Genomic DNA, 15939 nt, shown 5'->3' with positions numbered 1-15939 from the left:
CAAGGAGACGAACGACATGGCCACCATCGACGGATCGAACGTCAAGAAGCTCATCGTCGCGTGCGACGCCGGCATGGGTTCCAGCGTGATGCTCGCGAGCACGCTGAAGAAGCAGCTGAAGAAGCAGGGCGTCACCGTGGAGCACTCCTCGGTGCCCGAGATCCCCAAGGACGCCGACGTGGTCGTGACCCAGTCGGGTCTCGCCGACCGCGCCCGCGCGGTCGTTCCGGATGTGCCCGTCGTCCCGTTCCAGCTGTTCCTGGGCGACCCCGCGGTCGCGAAGGTCGTCAAGGCCATCCAGGACGGCACGTCGATCGAGGTCTGAGCCGTGAGCGACGGGACCACCGATCTGACGGCGCTGCTCGCCGAGTCCTCCATCCGCCTCTCGGAGTCCGCGGCCAGCCGTGACGACGCGATCCGCCTCGCGGGCGCCGCGCTCGTCGAGGCCGGCGCGGTCGATGCGAGCTATGTCGACGCGATGCTCGAGCGGGAGCAGTCCGTCTCGACCTACGTCGGGGAGGGCGTGGCGATCCCGCACGGCACCCTCGCCGGCAAGGACTCGGTGCGGCAGGACGCCCTCGTGGTGCTCCGCTTCCCGGAGGGCGTCGACTGGGACGGCAACCACGTCTCGGTCGCCGTGGGCATCGCGGCGAAGGGCAACGGGCACATCGCGCTCCTCTCGGCTCTGGCCGAGGTGCTCATGGACCCGGACAAGGCGGCGGCGCTGCGCTCGGCCGAGACGCCGGCCGCCGTGTACGAGCTGCTGTCGGACACCGACGCGGACTGAGCGGAGCGGGGCGCGTCGTGCACTACGGTGAACGACGCGCCCCGCTCGCACGGGGCCGCGATGGCCCGTACCCCGCCCCAGCGGCGGAGCCATGCCGGCGACGATCCGACGCGACCGCCGCCGAACGACACGAAGGAGACCCCATGCCCGAACGCACCGTCACGATCGCCTCGAGCGTCGGCCTGCACGCCCGCCCCGCCTCGCTGTTCAGCCAGGCCGCGGCCAAGACCGGCGTGCCGGTCACGCTGACGTCGGCCGCCGGCAAGTCGGTCAACGCCGCCAGCATCCTGGGCGTGCTCTCGCTCGGCATCGGCCACGGCGAGGAGGTCGTGCTCTCGTCGGACGCCGAGGGCGCCGACGCCGCGCTCGACGAGCTCGCGACGCTGCTCGGCACGGACCTCGACAAGGAGTAGGTCTCCGGAGCCGCAACGGCCCGTCCCGCTTCGCGGGGCGGGCCGTCGTCGTGCGGCCCGGACGGCTTGTCCGCGGCGGGGATCGCGAGTTAGGATGATGAGTCGCACGTCTGTGCGCATCCCATCCATCCGCCACGACGGATGCACCGCGAGCTCGCGAACGCCGATCCGGCCGAGCGGGTGCCGTGCCGCCGTGGCCCGAGTAATTGTCCGCCTGGAGCAACAACTACATGACTACCGCAACGACCGACAAGGCCACCAAGCAGGTCGCGATCGACGACATCGGATCTGCCGAGGACTTCCTTGCAGCGGTCGAGAAGACGCTGAAGTTCTTCAACGACGGAGACCTCATCGAGGGCACCGTGGTGAAGATCGACCGCGACGAGGTCCTCCTCGACGTCGGCTACAAGACCGAGGGCGTCATCCCCTCGCGCGAGCTCTCCATCAAGCACGACGTGGACCCCTCCGAGGTCGTCGCCGTCGGCGACACCGTCGAGGCCCTCGTCCTCCAGAAGGAGGACAAGGAAGGCCGTCTGATCCTGTCGAAGAAGCGCGCGCAGTATGAGCGCGCCTGGGGCGACGTGGAGAAGATCAAGGAAGCGGACGGCGTCGTCACCGGCACCGTCATCGAGGTCGTCAAGGGCGGTCTCATCGTCGACATCGGCCTGCGCGGCTTCCTTCCCGCCTCGCTCATCGAGCTCCGCCGCGTTCGCGACCTCACCCCGTACCTGGGCCAGGAGCTCGAGGCGAAGATCCTCGAGCTGGACAAGAACCGCAACAACGTCGTCCTCTCGCGCCGCGCGCTGCTCGAGCAGACGCAGAGCGAGAGCCGGAGCTCGTTCCTGAACGCCCTCCACAAGGGCCAGGTCCGCAAGGGCGTCGTCTCCTCGATCGTCAACTTCGGCGCGTTCGTCGACCTGGGCGGCGTGGACGGCCTCGTGCACGTCTCCGAGCTCAGCTGGAAGCACATCGAGCACGCCAGCGAGGTCGTCGAGGTCGGCCAGGAGGTCACCGTCGAGATCCTCGAGGTCGACATGGACCGCGAGCGCGTCTCGCTGTCGCTGAAGGCCACGCAGGAGGACCCGTGGCAGGTCTTCGCGCGCACCCACGCCATCGGCCAGGTCGCGCCCGGCAAGGTCACCAAGCTCGTCCCATTCGGCGCGTTCGTGCGCGTCGCGGACGGCATCGAGGGCCTCGTGCACATCTCGGAGCTGTCGTCGAAGCACGTCGAGCTCGCCGAGCAGGTCGTCTCGGTCGGCGACGAGGTGTTCGTCAAGGTCATCGACATCGACCTCGAGCGTCGCCGCATCTCGCTGAGCCTCAAGCAGGCCAACGAGGGCGTCGACCCGGAGGGCACGGACTTCGACCCGGCGCTCTACGGCATGCACACCGAGTACGACGAGCAGGGCAACTACAAGTACCCCGAGGGCTTCGACCCGGAGACCAACGAGTGGAAGGAAGGCTTCGACGAGCAGCGCACTGCTTGGGAGGCCGAGTACGCCGCCGCTCAGGGTCGCTGGGAGGCTCACAAGAAGCAGGTCGCCGCGGCGATCGAGGCCGAGAACGAGGCCCCCTCGGCCGCGTCGTCCTCGTCGAGCAGCAACTCGACCTTCTCGAGCGAGACCGGCGGAGCCGGCACCCTCGCCGACGACGCGTCGCTCGCCGCGCTCCGCGAGCGCCTCTCGGGCGGCAACTCCTGATCCACGCCTCGGCGTGATCCCGACGGCGGTCGGCCCCTCCCGGGCCGGCCGCCGTCGGCGTTCCCGGGCGCGCCCCACCGGCCCTAGGCTGGATCCATGCCCTCGACGACCCGCACCCGTCGCGCCGTGCTCCCGGCCCTCCTGCTCGCCGCATCCGCCGCCATCGCCGGCTGCACCGCGCAGGACGCCGCCGCGCCGGGCGGGGATGCGGCGCAGCAGGCGCAGGAGCGGGCCGACGCCCTCCGCGCCGAGCTCACCGCGTTCATGCTCCCCGGCGGCGAGCAGTCCCTCGAGCCGAGTGCACTCGCCGGCGCGGGGGACGGATCCGGCTTCCACGCGGAGTCGCTCTTCGGCGGACGCGCGGGGGAGGGGGAGACGATCGTCGGCGAGGCCGCCGCGGCGTTGCGGGACGCCGGCCTGACGGCGGTGACGCAGCTGCCGGACGGCAGCCAGGTGCCGTCCGCGCCCGGTGCGCTCTCCACCGGCTACTGGACCGACGGCGACTGGGTCGTCGGAGCGCAGGCGGGGATCCGCCTCGACGAGAACGGCGCGCAGAGCGGTGACGTGCTGCTGCAGTACCTCTTCCTCGCGGTCGCTCCGGGCGCCGAGAGCTGATCGTGCGCATCGCCCTCACCGGAGGCATCGCCGCCGGCAAGTCGACGATCGCACACCGGCTCGCCGAGCTCGGCGCGGTGGTGGTCGACGCGGACGCGCTGGCGCGCGAGGCCGTCGAGCCCGGCTCCGAGGGCCTCGCGCGCGTCGCGGAGGTCTTCGGCCCTGGGGTCCTCGGCCCCGATGGTGCGCTCGACCGCGCGGCCCTCGGCGCCATCGTCTTCGCGGATCCGGCGCGCCGTCGCGAGCTGGAGGGCATCACGCATCCGGCCGTCCGCCGTCTCGCCGCCGAGCGCATGGCCGCTGCCGAGGCGGCCGACCCCGCGGCGGTCGTCGTCTACGACGTTCCCCTGCTCGCCGAGGCCGGCCCGGACCACGGCTTCGAGCTCGTCGTGGTCGCCCACGCGCCCGCGCCGACCAGGATCGAGCGGATGGTCGGGCTGCGCGGCATGGACCGTGCCGAGGCGGAGCGGCGGGTCGCGTCGCAGGCGAGCGACGACGAGCGCCTGGCGATCGCGGACGTGGTGATCGACACCGGCGGCACGCTGGACGCGACCCTGGAGCAGGTCGAGCGCCTGTGGGAGCGTGTCAGGGGTCGCTCCTAGACTCGACCTCATGGAACCCACACGCTCGGTCAGGCCCTTCGAGGTGATCAGCGAGTACCAGCCCAGCGGCGACCAGCCTCAGGCGATCGCGGAGCTGACGGCCCGCATCAACGCCGGCGAGACCGACGTCGTGCTGCTCGGCGCGACCGGTACCGGCAAATCGGCGACGACCGCCTGGCTCATCGAGGCCGTGCAGCGGCCGACCCTGGTGCTCGCCCACAACAAGACGCTCGCCGCGCAGCTCGCGAACGAGTTCCGCGACCTGCTGCCGAACAACGCGGTCGAGTACTTCGTCTCGTACTACGACTACTACCAGCCCGAGGCGTACGTGCCGCAGACGGACACCTTCATCGAGAAGGACAGCTCGGTGAACGCCGAGGTCGAACGGCTGCGCCACTCCACGACCAACTCGCTGCTGAGCCGCCGCGACGTCGTCGTGGTCTCGACCGTCTCCTGCATCTACGGACTCGGTGCGGCGGAGGAGTACCTGGAGGCGATGGTGGCGCTGCAGGTCGGCGACCGGATCTCCCGCGATCAGCTCATCCGCCGCTTCGTCAACATGCAGTACGACCGCAACGACGTCGACTTCTCGCGCGGCAAGTTCCGCGTGCGCGGCGACACGATCGAGATCATCCCCGTCTACGAGGAGCACGCGCTGCGCATCGAGATGTTCGGGGACGAGATCGAGGCGCTGTACATGCTGCATCCGCTCACCGGCGACGTCATCGAGAAGGTCGACGCGACGAGCGTGTTCCCGGCCACGCACTACGCGGCGAGCCCGCAGACCATGCACCGCGCCATCCGCACGATCAAGGAGGAGCTCGCCGTCACCCTCGAGGAGATGGAGCGGCAGGGCAAGCTGCTGGAGGCGCAGCGCCTGCGCATGCGCACCACCTTCGACCTCGAGATGATGGAGCAGATCGGCTTCTGCTCGGGCATCGAGAACTACTCGCGGCACATGGACGGCCGAGGGCCCGGGCAGCCTCCGAGCACCCTGCTCGACTACTTCGCCGAGGACTTCCTGGTGGTGATCGACGAATCCCACGTCACCGTGCCGCAGATCGGCGCCATGTACGAGGGCGACGCGTCCCGCAAGCGCACGCTCGTGGAGCACGGCTTCCGGCTGCCGAGCGCGATGGACAACCGTCCGCTGCGCTGGCCCGAGTTCCTGAACCGGGTGGGGCAGAAGGTGTACCTCTCGGCCACGCCCGGCAAGTACGAGCTGGGCGTCGCCGACAGCGTGGTGGAGCAGATCATCCGCCCCACCGGCCTCGTCGATCCCGAGATCGTGCTGAAGCCGAGCAAGGGGCAGATCGACGATCTGCTCGAGGAGATCCGAGTTCGCGTCGAGCGCGACGAGCGGGTGCTCGTCACGACCCTGACCAAGAAGATGGCGGAGGAGCTCACCGCCTTCCTCGGCGAGGCCGGGGTGCGGGTGCGCTACCTGCACTCGGACGTCGACACGCTGCGTCGCGTCGAGCTGCTCACCGAGCTGCGGCAGGGCGTCTACGACGTGCTCATCGGCATCAACCTGCTGCGCGAGGGGCTCGACCTGCCCGAGGTGTCGCTCGTCGCCATCCTCGACGCCGACAAGGAGGGCTTCCTGCGCTCCTCCACCTCGCTCATCCAGACGATCGGCCGCGCGGCGCGCAACGTCGCCGGCCAGGTGCACATGTACGGCGACACGATCACCGACTCGATGCAGCTGGCGATCGACGAGACCAACCGGCGCCGCGAGAAGCAGGTGGCGTACAACGCCGCGAACGGCATCGACCCGCAGCCGCTGCGCAAGCGCATCGCGGACATCACCGAGTCGCTGCTGCGCGAGGGCGCCGACACGGCCGAGCTGCTGGCGAAGAAGGAGCGCAAGGGACGGGCGCCCACGCCGTCGCTGGGCTCCGGCGCGAAGGGCGCGTCGGGCGGTGCCGAGCTCGAGGCGATCATCGAGGACCTGAACGCGCAGATGCTCATCGCCGCGGGCGAGCTCAAGTTCGAGCTCGCGGCACGGCTGCGCGACGAGGTCTCCGACCTCAAGAAGGAGCTGCGGGCGATGGCTACGGCCGGTCACCTGTGAGCGACGGCGGCGATCTGTCGGGACGGCGCTACGTCGTCACGGGTGGCACCGCCGGGCTCGGCCTGCACGCCACCAGGCTCCTGCTCGAGCGCGGCGCCGATGTCGTGCTCGCGGCGCGCAGCCCCGAGAAGGCGCAGTCGGTCCTCGCCGCGCTGCGGGATCGCGTGCCGGGCGCGCGGGTCGAGCACCAGCAGCTCGATCTCGCCGACCTCCGCTCCGTCGGCGCCGCGGCGGAGCGCCTCGCCTCCGGCCCTCCCGTCGCGGGACTGCTGGCCAACGCCGGCGTCGTCGGGGCGAGGACCCGGCGGCAGACGACGGACGGCTTCGAGCTCCAGTTCGGCACGAACCACCTCGGCCACTTCGCCCTCGTCGCGCACCTGCTGCCCTGGTTCGAGGCCGGATCCGCACGCATCGTGCACCTCGGCAGCATCAGCCACCGCTGGTTCCGGCTGCACCTCGACGACCTGCAGTCCGAACGGCGTTACGACGGCGCCTCCGCGTACGCGCGCTCCAAGCTCGCGGTCATGCTCTTCGGCTTCGAGCTGGAGCTGCGCCTGCGCGAGGCCGGTTCCCCGGCCTCGAGCATCGTCGCGCATCCCGGCTTCTCCTGGGACGAGCTCGACGCGGACGACCCCGGTTGGTCCCGCACGTTCGGACGGCTGGCCAGGCGGGCCGCCGCCACGATCAGTCAGGGCAAGGACGCGGGTGCCGCCCCGCTCGTGCACGCGCTGACGGCGCCGGATGCCGGCGGCGGGGGCTACTGGGGCCCTCGCGGCTGGTTCCAGCTGAAGGGTGCTCCTACGCGGACGGCGGCGGAGCCCCACGCGCGGGACCGGGTCGCGGCCGCCGCCCTCTGGCGTGCATCCGAGCGGGCTACCGGACTGCGGATCCCGACCTGAGCCGGCCTGCCCGCATCCTGGACGTCAGCGCAAGAGCGTTTCGCCGAAGGCGAGCGCGGTCATCGATGTCGGCGGTGACTCGTACACTCGTTCGGTGCCTACCTCTTCGCCGTCCTCCTCCGTGCTCAGCGTCCGGGGGGCAAGGGTCCACAATCTCCAGAACGTCGACGTCGAGATCCCGCGCGACTCGCTCGTCGTGTTCACCGGCCTCTCCGGTTCCGGCAAGTCGAGCCTCGCCTTCGACACGATCTTCGCGGAGGGCCAGCGACGCTACGTCGAGTCGCTGAGCGCCTACGCGCGCCAGTTCCTCGGGCAGGTCGACCGGCCGGATGTCGACTTCATCGAGGGACTCAGCCCGGCGGTGTCGATCGACCAGAAGTCCACGAACCGCAACCCGCGATCAACCGTCGGCACCATCACGGAGATCTTCGACTACATGCGCCTGCTGTGGGCGCGCATCGGCGTGCCGCACTGCCACATCTGCGGTGAGCGCATCGAGCGGCAGACGGTGCAGCAGATCGCCGACCAGCTGATGACCCTCGACGAGGGCACCCGCTACCAGGTCGTCGCGCCGGTGGTCTCGCAGAAGAAGGGCGAGTTTGTCGATCTCTTCAAGGAGCTCTCGGCCGGCGGGTACTCGCGCGCCATCGTCGACGGCGAGACCGTGCAGCTCACCGACCCGCCGAAGCTCAAGAAGCAGGTGAAGCACGACATCGCGGTCGTCATCGATCGGCTCGTCGCGCGCGACGACGTCCTCAACCGCCTCACCGACTCCCTCGAGACCGCACTGCGGCTCGCCAGCGGCCTGGTCACGATCAACTTCGTCGACCTCGAGGGCGACGCGGCGTACCGCACGTTCAGCGAGAAGCTCTCCTGCCCGAACCAACACCCGGTCAGCCTGACCGAGATCGAGCCGCGCACGTTCTCGTTCAACGCCCCCTTCGGCGCCTGCCCGGAGTGCTCCGGCATCGGCACGAAGATGTCCGTCGATCCGGAGCTGCTGCTGGGCGACCCGGCGCTGGCGATCACCGAGGGCGTCATCCTGCCGTGGACCAATCAGGGCAAGGGCGTGTACAGCTACTTCGAGAAGCTGCTCGGCGGCCTCGCTCGGGACCTCGACTTCTCGCTCGACACCCCGTGGGAGCGGCTGCCCGAGAACGTGCAGACCGCGATCCTGCACGGCAACGACTTCGAGGTGGTCGTGCGCTGGCGGAACCGCTACGGCCGTGAGATGAAGTACTCGACCGGCTTCGAGGGCGTCATCCCCTACATCGAGCGCAAGTACGCCGAGGCCGAGACCGACTCGCAGCGCCAGCGGCACGGCGAGTACCTGCGCGAGGTGCCCTGCGCCGTCTGCAAGGGCAAGCGCCTCAAGCCCGAGGTGCTGGCCGTCACGGTCGAGGACCACTCGATCGCCGACATCACCGAGCTCAGCCTCGGCGAGGCGTACGCCTTCATGCAGCGGCTCGTGCTCAGCGAGCGCGACGCGCGCATCGCCGCGCAGGTGCTGCGCGAGATCCGCGCGCGCCTCGAGTTCCTCATCGAGGTCGGGCTCACCTACCTCACCCTCGCCCGGAACGCCGGCTCGCTCTCGGGCGGCGAGGCGCAGCGCATCCGCCTGGCCACGCAGATCGGCTCGGGGCTCACCGGCGTGCTCTACGTGCTCGACGAGCCCTCCATCGGCCTGCACCAGCGCGACAACCGGCGGCTCATCGACACCCTGGTGAAGCTCAAGAACCTCGGCAACACGCTCATCGTCGTCGAGCACGACGAGGACACGATCCGCATCGCGGACCATCTGGTCGACATCGGCCCCGGCGCCGGTGTGAACGGCGGCAGGGTCGTGCATTCCGGCAGCTACGACGAGCTCATCGCGAACGAGGAATCGGTCACCGGCGACTACCTCGCCGGGCGCCGATCGATCGCCACCCCGGCCAAGCGCCGACCCGTCGACCGCAAGCGGGTGCTGCGTGTCGAGGGGGCGCGCGCCAACAACCTGAAGAACGTGAGCGCGGACTTCCCGCTCGGCGTCTTCACGGCGGTCACGGGCGTCAGCGGCTCGGGCAAGTCCACGCTGGTCAACGACATCCTCTACAAGGTGCTCGCCAACCGCCTCAACGGCGCGAAGCAGCTGCCCGGCAAGCACACGCGCGTCACCGGTCTCGAGCACCTCGACAAGGTCGTCCACGTCGACCAGGCTCCGATCGGCCGCACCCCGCGCTCGAACCCGGCGACCTACACGGGCGTCTTCGACCGCATCCGCACCCTGTTCTCGGAGACGGCGGAGGCGAAGGCGCGCGGGTACCTGCCCGGCCGCTTCAGCTTCAACGTCAAGGGCGGCCGCTGCGAGCACTGCCAGGGCGACGGCACGATCAAGATCGAGATGAACTTCCTGCCCGACGTCTACGTCGCCTGCGAGGTCTGCGACGGCGCGCGCTACAACCGCGAGACGCTGCAGGTGCACTACAAGGGCAAGACGATCGCCGAGGTGCTCGACATGCCCATCTCGGAGGCGGCGGAGTTCTTCGAGGCCATCACCTCCATCCACCGCTTCCTCAAGACGCTCGTCGACGTCGGCCTCGGCTACGTGCGCCTCGGCCAGAGCGCCACCACGCTCTCGGGCGGCGAGGCGCAGCGCGTCAAGCTCGCCACGGAGCTGCAGAAGCGCTCGAACGGCCGCAGCATCTACGTGCTCGACGAGCCGACCACGGGCCTGCACTTCGAGGACGTGCGCAAGCTGCTCCTCGTGCTGAACGGCCTCGTCGACAAGGGCAACACGGTCATCACGATCGAGCACAACCTCGATGTGATCAAGAGCGCGGACTGGCTCATCGACCTCGGCCCCGAGGGCGGCGCCGGGGGTGGCACGATCGTCTCCGTGGGCACCCCCGAGCAGCTGGCCAAGGTCGAGGAGAGCCACACGGGCACCTTCCTGCAGGAGATCCTGCACTGAGTGGGCCAAGCAGAGCGGAACAGGCAGAGCGGATGAGGCAGAGCGGATGAGGCAGGGCGGATGAGGCAGGGCGGATGAGCACGGGCACCGAGACGCGCGCGCCGGGTCGACCGCGGCGTGCCGACAGCGTGCCGTGGCGTCCGGCGTCGGGGGAGATCCCCACCCAGCCGGGCGTGTACCGCTTCTCGGATCCGCGCGGTCGGATCCTCTACGTCGGCAAGGCGAAGAACCTCCGCCAGCGCCTCAGCAACTACTTCGCGCCGCTGCGCACCCTGCACGAGCGCACCGCGCGCATGGTCACCACGGCTTCGAAGGTCGAGTGGACGGTCGTCGGCACCGAGTTCGAGGCGCTGCAGCTCGAGTTCACCTGGATCAAGGAGTTCGAGCCGCCGTTCAACGTCGTCTTCCGCGACGACAAGAGCTACCCGTACCTGGTCGTCACGCTGGGGGAGGAGAGCCCCCGCGTCATGATCAGCCGGCGGCACGGCATCCGCGGCGCTCGCTACTTCGGCCCGTACCCGAAGGTGTGGGCGGTGCGGGAGACCATGGAGCTGATGACCAAGGCCTTCCCGATCCGCACCTGCAAGGACAGCGACTACGAGCGGGCCATGCGCACCGGCAAGCCGTGCTTCGCCGGCCAGATCGGCGCGTGCGGCGGGCCCTGCTCGCAGAAGGTCTCGATCGCGGAGCACCGGCTGCGGGTCGACGAGTTCGTGGCCTTCCTCGCCGGCAACGACCGGCGCTTCATCACCGAGGCGCGGGCCGAGATGCGCGAAGCGGCCGAGCGGATGGAGTACGAGCGCGCCGCGAAGGCGCGGGACCGGATCGCCGCCCTCGAGCAGGTGATGGAGAAGAGCGCGATCGTGCTGCCCGACGGTGTGGACGCCGACGTCTTCGGCATCGACCACGACGAGCTCGCGGCGGCCGTGCAGCAGTTCATCGTGCGCGGGGGACGACTGCGCGGTGTGCGCAACTGGGTGGTCGACAAGGAGCTCGATCACGGTGTGGGCGAGCTGATCGACTCGATCATGCGCAGCGCCTACGACGAGGCGAACCCTCCGCCCAAGGAGGTGATCGTGCCGGTGCTGCCCGACGATGCGACGCCCCTCGAGGCATGGCTGCGCGGTCAGCGCGGTCGTCCGGTCGCGCTGCGCGCCGCCCAGCGCGGCGACAAGGCCGCCGTGCTCCACACGGCGACGGTTAACGCCAAGCAGGCGCTGCAGCTCTACAAGACCCGCCGCAGCGCCGACTACCTGGCGCGCACGGCGGCGCTCACCGATCTGCAGGAGGCGCTCGGCATGACCGAGGCCCCCTGCGCATCGAGTGCTACGACGCCTCGCACCTGCAGGGCACCAACGTCGTCGCCTCGATGGTCGTCTTCGAGGACGGTCTCGCCCGCAAGAGCGAGTACCGGCGCTTCAGCATCCCCGAGACCACCGACGACACCGACTCGATCTACCGCGTGCTGCGCCGACGGCTCGCCTACCTCGAGCAGGGCAGCGAGCAGGCGGAGGGGATGCGGTCAAGAAGAAGTTCGCCTACCCGCCGCAGCTGCTCATCGTCGACGGCGGCGAGCCGCAGGTGAAGGCGGCAGCCCGGGCGCTGGCCGACTCCGGCGTGGAGGGGATCCAGATCGCCGGCATCGCCAAGCGGCTCGAGGAGCTCTGGCTGCCGGGCGACGAGTACCCCGTGATCCTGCCGCGGCAGAGCGAGGCGCTGTTCCTCATCCAGCGCGTGCGCGACGAGGCCCACCGCTTCGCGATCACCTACCAGCGTCAGAAGCGCAGCAAGGACATCCGCTCGGTGCTCGGCGACGTGCCGGGCCTGGGGGAGGCGCGGGTGAAGGCCCTGCTCGGCCACTTCGGTTCCGTCGCCCGGCTCAAGCAGGCGAGCGCCGAGGAGATCGCGGAGGTCCGGGGCATCGGGGCCGCCCTCGCCGAGGCGATCGGGCGGGCGCTGCGGTCCTGAGGGCCATGCGATCCACGACACCCGACCGGGAACGTCTAGGCTTGGAGGGCGATCGACGCCGAGGGGCCCCATGAACGAGCAGCACAGCCACCACCAGGAAGTCCTCATCGTCACGGGCATGTCCGGCGCAGGCCGCTCGACCGTGGCCAACGCCCTCGAGGATCTCGGCTGGTACGTCGTCGACAACCTGCCCCCGCAGATGCTGCGCCCGATGATCGAGCTGGCCGGCCGCGCCGGTGACAGCCTGCCGCGCATCGCAGCCGTCATGGACGTGCGCGGCGGCAAGCTCTTCGCCGATCTGCAGGAGGTGCTCGAGACGCTGGGCGAGGGGGTCAACGCCCGCGTGCTCTTCCTCGAGGCGACGGACAGCGCTCTCGTGCGCCGCTTCGAGCAGGTGCGGCGGCCCCACCCGCTGCAGGGCGACGGCACCATCCTCGACGGCATCCTCGAGGAGCGCTCGCGCACCCGCGAGCTGCGGGCCTTCAGCACGCTCATCATCGACACGACCGACCTCAACATCCACCAGCTCTCGACCAAGATCCAGGAGTCCTTCGGGCACGAGGACCAGCCCGGGCTGCACCTCACCGTGCAGAGCTTCGGCTTCAAGTACGGGCTGCCCTCCGACGTCGATCTCGTCGCGGACGCGCGGTTCCTGCCGAACCCCTTCTGGGTGCCGGAGCTGCGGCCGCACACCGGTCTCGACCCGCAGGTGAGCGATTACGTGCTCGGTCTCGACGGTGCCCGTCCGTTCCTCGAGCGCTACGCGGAGAGCCTCGAACCCGTGCTGCACGGCTACCAGCAGGAGAACAAGCGGCACGCGACGATCGCGATCGGATGCACCGGCGGCAAGCACCGCTCGGTCGCCATGGCGGTCGCCCTGGCGGAGCTGCTGCGGCGCTACGACGGCGTCGCCGTGTCGGTGCGCCACCGCGACCTCGGGCGCGAATAGCACGGATCGGGGCCCGTTCCACGACCTGTAGTATCGAACGTCGCCCCGCCGGGCGAAGCGAGCAGGAACGAGGATTCACCGTGGCATTGACCGCCGACGTCAAGGACGAACTGGCCCGAGTCGAGGTCGCGAAGGCCACCGTCCGAGCGGCCGAGCTGGCCACCATCCTCCGCTTCGCCGGCGGCCTGCACCTCATCTCCGGCCGCATCGCCGTCGAGGCCGAGATCGACACCGTGCCGATCGCCCGCCGCGTGCGCCGCGACCTCGCCGAGCTCTACGGCGTGCGCAGCGACGTCGCCCAGATCTCCGGCAACGGCCTCCGGCGCGGCGCCTACTACCTGGTGCGCGTCGTCGAGGGCGGCGAGCAGCTCGCGCGGCAGACCGGTCTGCTGGACGCGCGCCGCCGCCCGGTGCGCGGTCTGCCGAACCGGCTCACGACCGGCACCGTCGAGGAGATCGCCGCCGTCTGGCGCGGTGCCTTCCTCGCCCACGGCTCGCTGACCGACCCCGGGCGCTCCGCCTCGCTCGAGGTGACCTGCCCCGGCAACGAGTCGGCGATGGCGCTCGTCGGCGCCGCCGCCCGCCTGGGCGTCGCCGCGAAGGCACGCGAGGTGCGCGGCGTGCACCGCGTCGTCATCCGCGACGGCGAGGCGATCAGCGCGATGCTGGCCAGGATGGGCGCGTCGCAGACGGTCGCGACCTGGGAGGAGCTGCGGCAGCGCCGCGAGGTGCGCGCCACCGCGAACCGTCTCGTGAACTTCGACGACGCCAACCTCCGCCGCTCCGCGCAAGCCGCGGTCGCCGCCTGCGCCCGCGTGGAGCGCGCGCTCGAGATCCTGGGCGACGAGGTGCCCGACCACCTGCGCTACGCCGGCGAGCTGCGCCTCGCGCACCGCGACGCGAGCCTCGACGAGCTCGGCCACCACGCCGATCCGCCGATGACGAAGGACGCGGTCGCGGGCCGCATCCGCCGCCTCCTCGCGCTGGCGGACAAGACCGCCGAAGAGCGGGGCGAGCCGGACACCGAGGCGAGCGTGCCGGCCGAGCTGGAGCTCTGACCCCGGCTTCCTGGACAACCGCGGGAAGCATCCTGCATGCGGGTGCGTTCCCGTGATGAGATAGTCCCATCCCTCGCGCCGGCCGGTGACGGCGCTGCGCCGGGGGCCGCCAACGCAAGGAGAACCCATGGCCGACTACACGCTGCCCGATCTGCCCTACGACTACTCCGCTCTCGCGCCCCACATCAGCGCGCGCATCATGGAGCTCCACCACTCCAAGCACCACAACGCCTACGTGACCGGAGCGAAGACCGCGCTCGAGCAGCTGCACGAGGCGCGCGAGTCGGGCAACCTCGCGAACGTCAACAAGCTCGAGAAGGACCTGGCCTTCAACCTCGGCGGCCATGTCAACCACTCGATCTTCTGGACCAACCTGTCGCCCGAGAGCGGAGAGCCCACCGGCGACCTGCTCGAGGCCATCGGCGCACAGTTCGGTTCGCTGGAGCAGTTCCAGGCCCACTTCAACGCCGTCGCGCTCGGCGTGCAGGGCTCGGGCTGGGCCGTGCTGGCCTACGACGTGCTCGGCGAGCGCCTCTCGATCTTCCAGCTCTTCGACCAGCAGGGCAACGTGCCCTTCGGCCTCGTGCCCGTGCTCATGCTCGACGTCTGGGAGCACGCCTACTACCTCGACTACGCGAACGTGCGCGCCGACTACGTCAAGGCGTTCTGGAACATCGTGAACTGGGACAACGTCGCCGCCCGCTACGCCGCGGCGAAGGAGAAGACCCAGGGCCTCATCACGCTCTGATGCCGCAGCCGGAGGGCGGATGCGATGCGCGGTTCGCGCGGAGCATCCGCCCTCCGCCGTTCCCCGCCGTCTCCGTGCCGGAGCACCGCCCTCGTGCGCGCTAGGCTGGATGGCGGAGTATCCCCCAAATCGCGTCAGACGACGCTGAGCAACAGGAGTTCACGTGACCGTGAAGATCGGTATCAACGGATTCGGCCGCATCGGCCGCAACTACTTCCGGGCGGCTCTCGCCCAGGGCGCGGACCTCGAGATCGTCGCCGTCAACGACCTCTCCGACCCCGCCTCGCTGGCCCACCTCCTCAAGTACGACTCCATCACGGGCCGTCTCGACGCCGAGGTCTCGGTCGAGGGCGACTCGATCATCGTGAACGGCAAGGCCATCAAGGTCCTCGCCGAGCGCGACCCGGCGGACCTCCCCTGGGGCGACCTGGGCGTGGAGATCGTCATCGAGTCGACGGGCCGCTTCACGAAGGACGTCGACGCGCGCAAGCACATCGAGGCCGGCGCGAAGAAGGTCCTCATCTCGGCGCCCGCCTCCGGCGACGTCGCCACCTTCGTCATCGGCGCCAACGAGCACCTCTACGACGCCGCGAAGGACGACATCATCTCGAACGCGTCGTGCACCACGAACTGCCTCGCGCCGCTCGCCAAGGTGTTCAACGACAAGTTCGGCATCGAGCGCGGTCTCATGACCACCGTGCACGCCTACACCGCCGACCAGAACCTGCAGGACGGCCCGCACGGCGACCTGCGCCGCGCCCGCGGTGCCGCGCTGAACATCATCCCCACGAGCACCGGTGCGGCGAAGGCCATCGGCCTCGTCCTCCCGGAGCTCAAGGGCAAGCTCGACGGCTTCGCGCTGCGCGTGCCGGTGCCCACCGGCTCGATCACGGATCTGACCCTCGAGACCTCCACCGAGGGCCTCACGGTCGAGCAGATCAACGAGGCCTACAAGGAGGCCGCCGAGGGTCCGCTCAAGGGCATCCTCAAGTACGTGGACGAGCCCATCGTCTCCTCGGACATCGTCACGGACCCGCACTCCTCGCTGTTCGACGCCGGTCTCACCAAGGTCATCGGCACCACCGTCAAGATCTCGTCCTGGTACGACAACGAGTGGGGCTACTCGAACCGCCTCGTCGACCTCACCGAGTACGTCGCCGAGCGTCTCTGATC

The 15939-nt window shown here is 70.1% G+C and carries 13 protein-coding genes and 1 pseudogene; all 14 read left to right on the top strand.

The window, feature by feature from the left end:
• Positions 1–16: 16 nt before the first annotated feature.
• The 14 genes and pseudogenes from QQK26_RS03930 to gap all read left to right on the top strand — a co-directional run bounded on the left by QQK26_RS03930 (position 17) and on the right by gap (position 15937).
• Positions 17–325, top strand: a complete 309-nt coding sequence (locus QQK26_RS03930) for a PTS lactose transporter subunit IIB (RefSeq protein WP_284230254.1) — start codon at positions 17–19, stop codon at positions 323–325.
• A 3-nt stretch (positions 326–328) separates the two neighbouring features.
• Positions 329–787 (top strand): PTS mannitol transporter subunit IIA, encoded by a 459-nt coding sequence (locus tag QQK26_RS03925; RefSeq protein WP_284230253.1) that lies wholly within the window; start codon positions 329–331, stop codon positions 785–787.
• 143 nt (positions 788–930) lie between these two features.
• Positions 931–1200, top strand: coding sequence for an HPr family phosphocarrier protein (locus QQK26_RS03920; RefSeq protein WP_284230252.1), 270 nt, complete (start codon positions 931–933; stop codon positions 1198–1200).
• 230 nt (positions 1201–1430) lie between these two features.
• On the top strand, positions 1431–2900 hold the full coding sequence (gene rpsA / locus QQK26_RS03915) for a 30S ribosomal protein S1 (protein WP_284230251.1): 1470 nt from the start codon (positions 1431–1433) through the stop codon (positions 2898–2900).
• 96 nt (positions 2901–2996) lie between these two features.
• A complete protein-coding gene (locus tag QQK26_RS03910; RefSeq protein WP_284230250.1) occupies positions 2997–3515 on the top strand; it encodes a hypothetical protein in 519 nt (172 codons plus the stop codon).
• Positions 3515–4117, top strand: coding sequence for a dephospho-CoA kinase (coaE, locus tag QQK26_RS03905; protein WP_284234431.1), 603 nt, complete (start codon positions 3515–3517; stop codon positions 4115–4117). Before QQK26_RS03910 ends, coaE begins: the two co-directional genes overlap by 1 nt.
• 10 nt (positions 4118–4127) lie before the next feature.
• Complete coding sequence (uvrB, locus tag QQK26_RS03900; RefSeq protein WP_284230249.1) at positions 4128–6191, top strand: excinuclease ABC subunit UvrB; 2064 nt, start codon at positions 4128–4130, stop codon at positions 6189–6191.
• Positions 6188–7090 (top strand): SDR family NAD(P)-dependent oxidoreductase, encoded by a 903-nt coding sequence (locus tag QQK26_RS03895; RefSeq protein ID WP_284230248.1) that lies wholly within the window; start codon positions 6188–6190, stop codon positions 7088–7090. Before uvrB ends, QQK26_RS03895 begins: the two co-directional genes overlap by 4 nt.
• A 94-nt stretch (positions 7091–7184) precedes the next feature.
• The gene (gene uvrA / locus QQK26_RS03890; protein WP_284230247.1) at positions 7185–10043 is read left to right on the top strand and encodes an excinuclease ABC subunit UvrA; all 2859 of its coding nucleotides are present in this window, start codon (positions 7185–7187) and stop codon (positions 10041–10043) included.
• Positions 10044–10117: 74 nt separating this feature from the next.
• Positions 10118–12011: pseudogene (gene uvrC, locus QQK26_RS03885) on the top strand (excinuclease ABC subunit UvrC).
• 70 nt (positions 12012–12081) lie between these two features.
• Positions 12082–12960, top strand: coding sequence for an RNase adapter RapZ (rapZ, locus tag QQK26_RS03880; RefSeq protein WP_284230246.1), 879 nt, complete (start codon positions 12082–12084; stop codon positions 12958–12960).
• An 80-nt stretch (positions 12961–13040) separates the two neighbouring features.
• Positions 13041–14018 (top strand): DNA-binding protein WhiA, encoded by a 978-nt coding sequence (gene whiA, locus QQK26_RS03875; protein ID WP_284230245.1) that lies wholly within the window; start codon positions 13041–13043, stop codon positions 14016–14018.
• Between the two features lie 127 nt (positions 14019–14145).
• Positions 14146–14766, top strand: a complete 621-nt coding sequence (locus tag QQK26_RS03870; RefSeq protein ID WP_284230244.1) for a superoxide dismutase — start codon at positions 14146–14148, stop codon at positions 14764–14766.
• A gap of 163 nt (positions 14767–14929) precedes the next feature.
• Positions 14930–15937 carry a type I glyceraldehyde-3-phosphate dehydrogenase gene (gap, locus tag QQK26_RS03865; protein ID WP_284230243.1) on the top strand — a complete coding sequence of 336 codons (1008 nt, stop codon included), beginning with the start codon at positions 14930–14932 and terminating at the stop codon, positions 15935–15937.
• Positions 15938–15939: the final 2 nt, after the last annotated feature.

This window comes from Arenivirga flava, from assembly GCF_030161575.1.
GTDB classification, from domain to species: domain Bacteria; phylum Actinomycetota; class Actinomycetes; order Actinomycetales; family Microbacteriaceae; genus Arenivirga; species Arenivirga flava.
This window is presented reverse-complemented; position numbering and strand designations above follow the sequence as displayed.

Excerpts from the sequence above, each read along its gene's own strand:
- QQK26_RS03930 (WP_284230254.1), top strand. The coding sequence starts at position 17 with ATGGCCACCATCGACGGATCGAACGTCAAGAAGCTCATCGTCGCGTGC.
- QQK26_RS03920 (WP_284230252.1), top strand. The coding sequence starts at position 931 with ATGCCCGAACGCACCGTCACGATCGCCTCGAGCGTCGGCCTGCACGCC.
- rpsA (WP_284230251.1), top strand. The coding sequence starts at position 1,431 with ATGACTACCGCAACGACCGACAAGGCCACCAAGCAGGTCGCGATCGAC.
- QQK26_RS03910 (WP_284230250.1), top strand. The coding sequence starts at position 2,997 with ATGCCCTCGACGACCCGCACCCGTCGCGCCGTGCTCCCGGCCCTCCTG.
- uvrB (WP_284230249.1), top strand. The coding sequence starts at position 4,128 with ATGGAACCCACACGCTCGGTCAGGCCCTTCGAGGTGATCAGCGAGTAC.
- rapZ (WP_284230246.1), top strand. The coding sequence starts at position 12,082 with ATGAACGAGCAGCACAGCCACCACCAGGAAGTCCTCATCGTCACGGGC.
- QQK26_RS03870 (WP_284230244.1), top strand. The coding sequence starts at position 14,146 with ATGGCCGACTACACGCTGCCCGATCTGCCCTACGACTACTCCGCTCTC.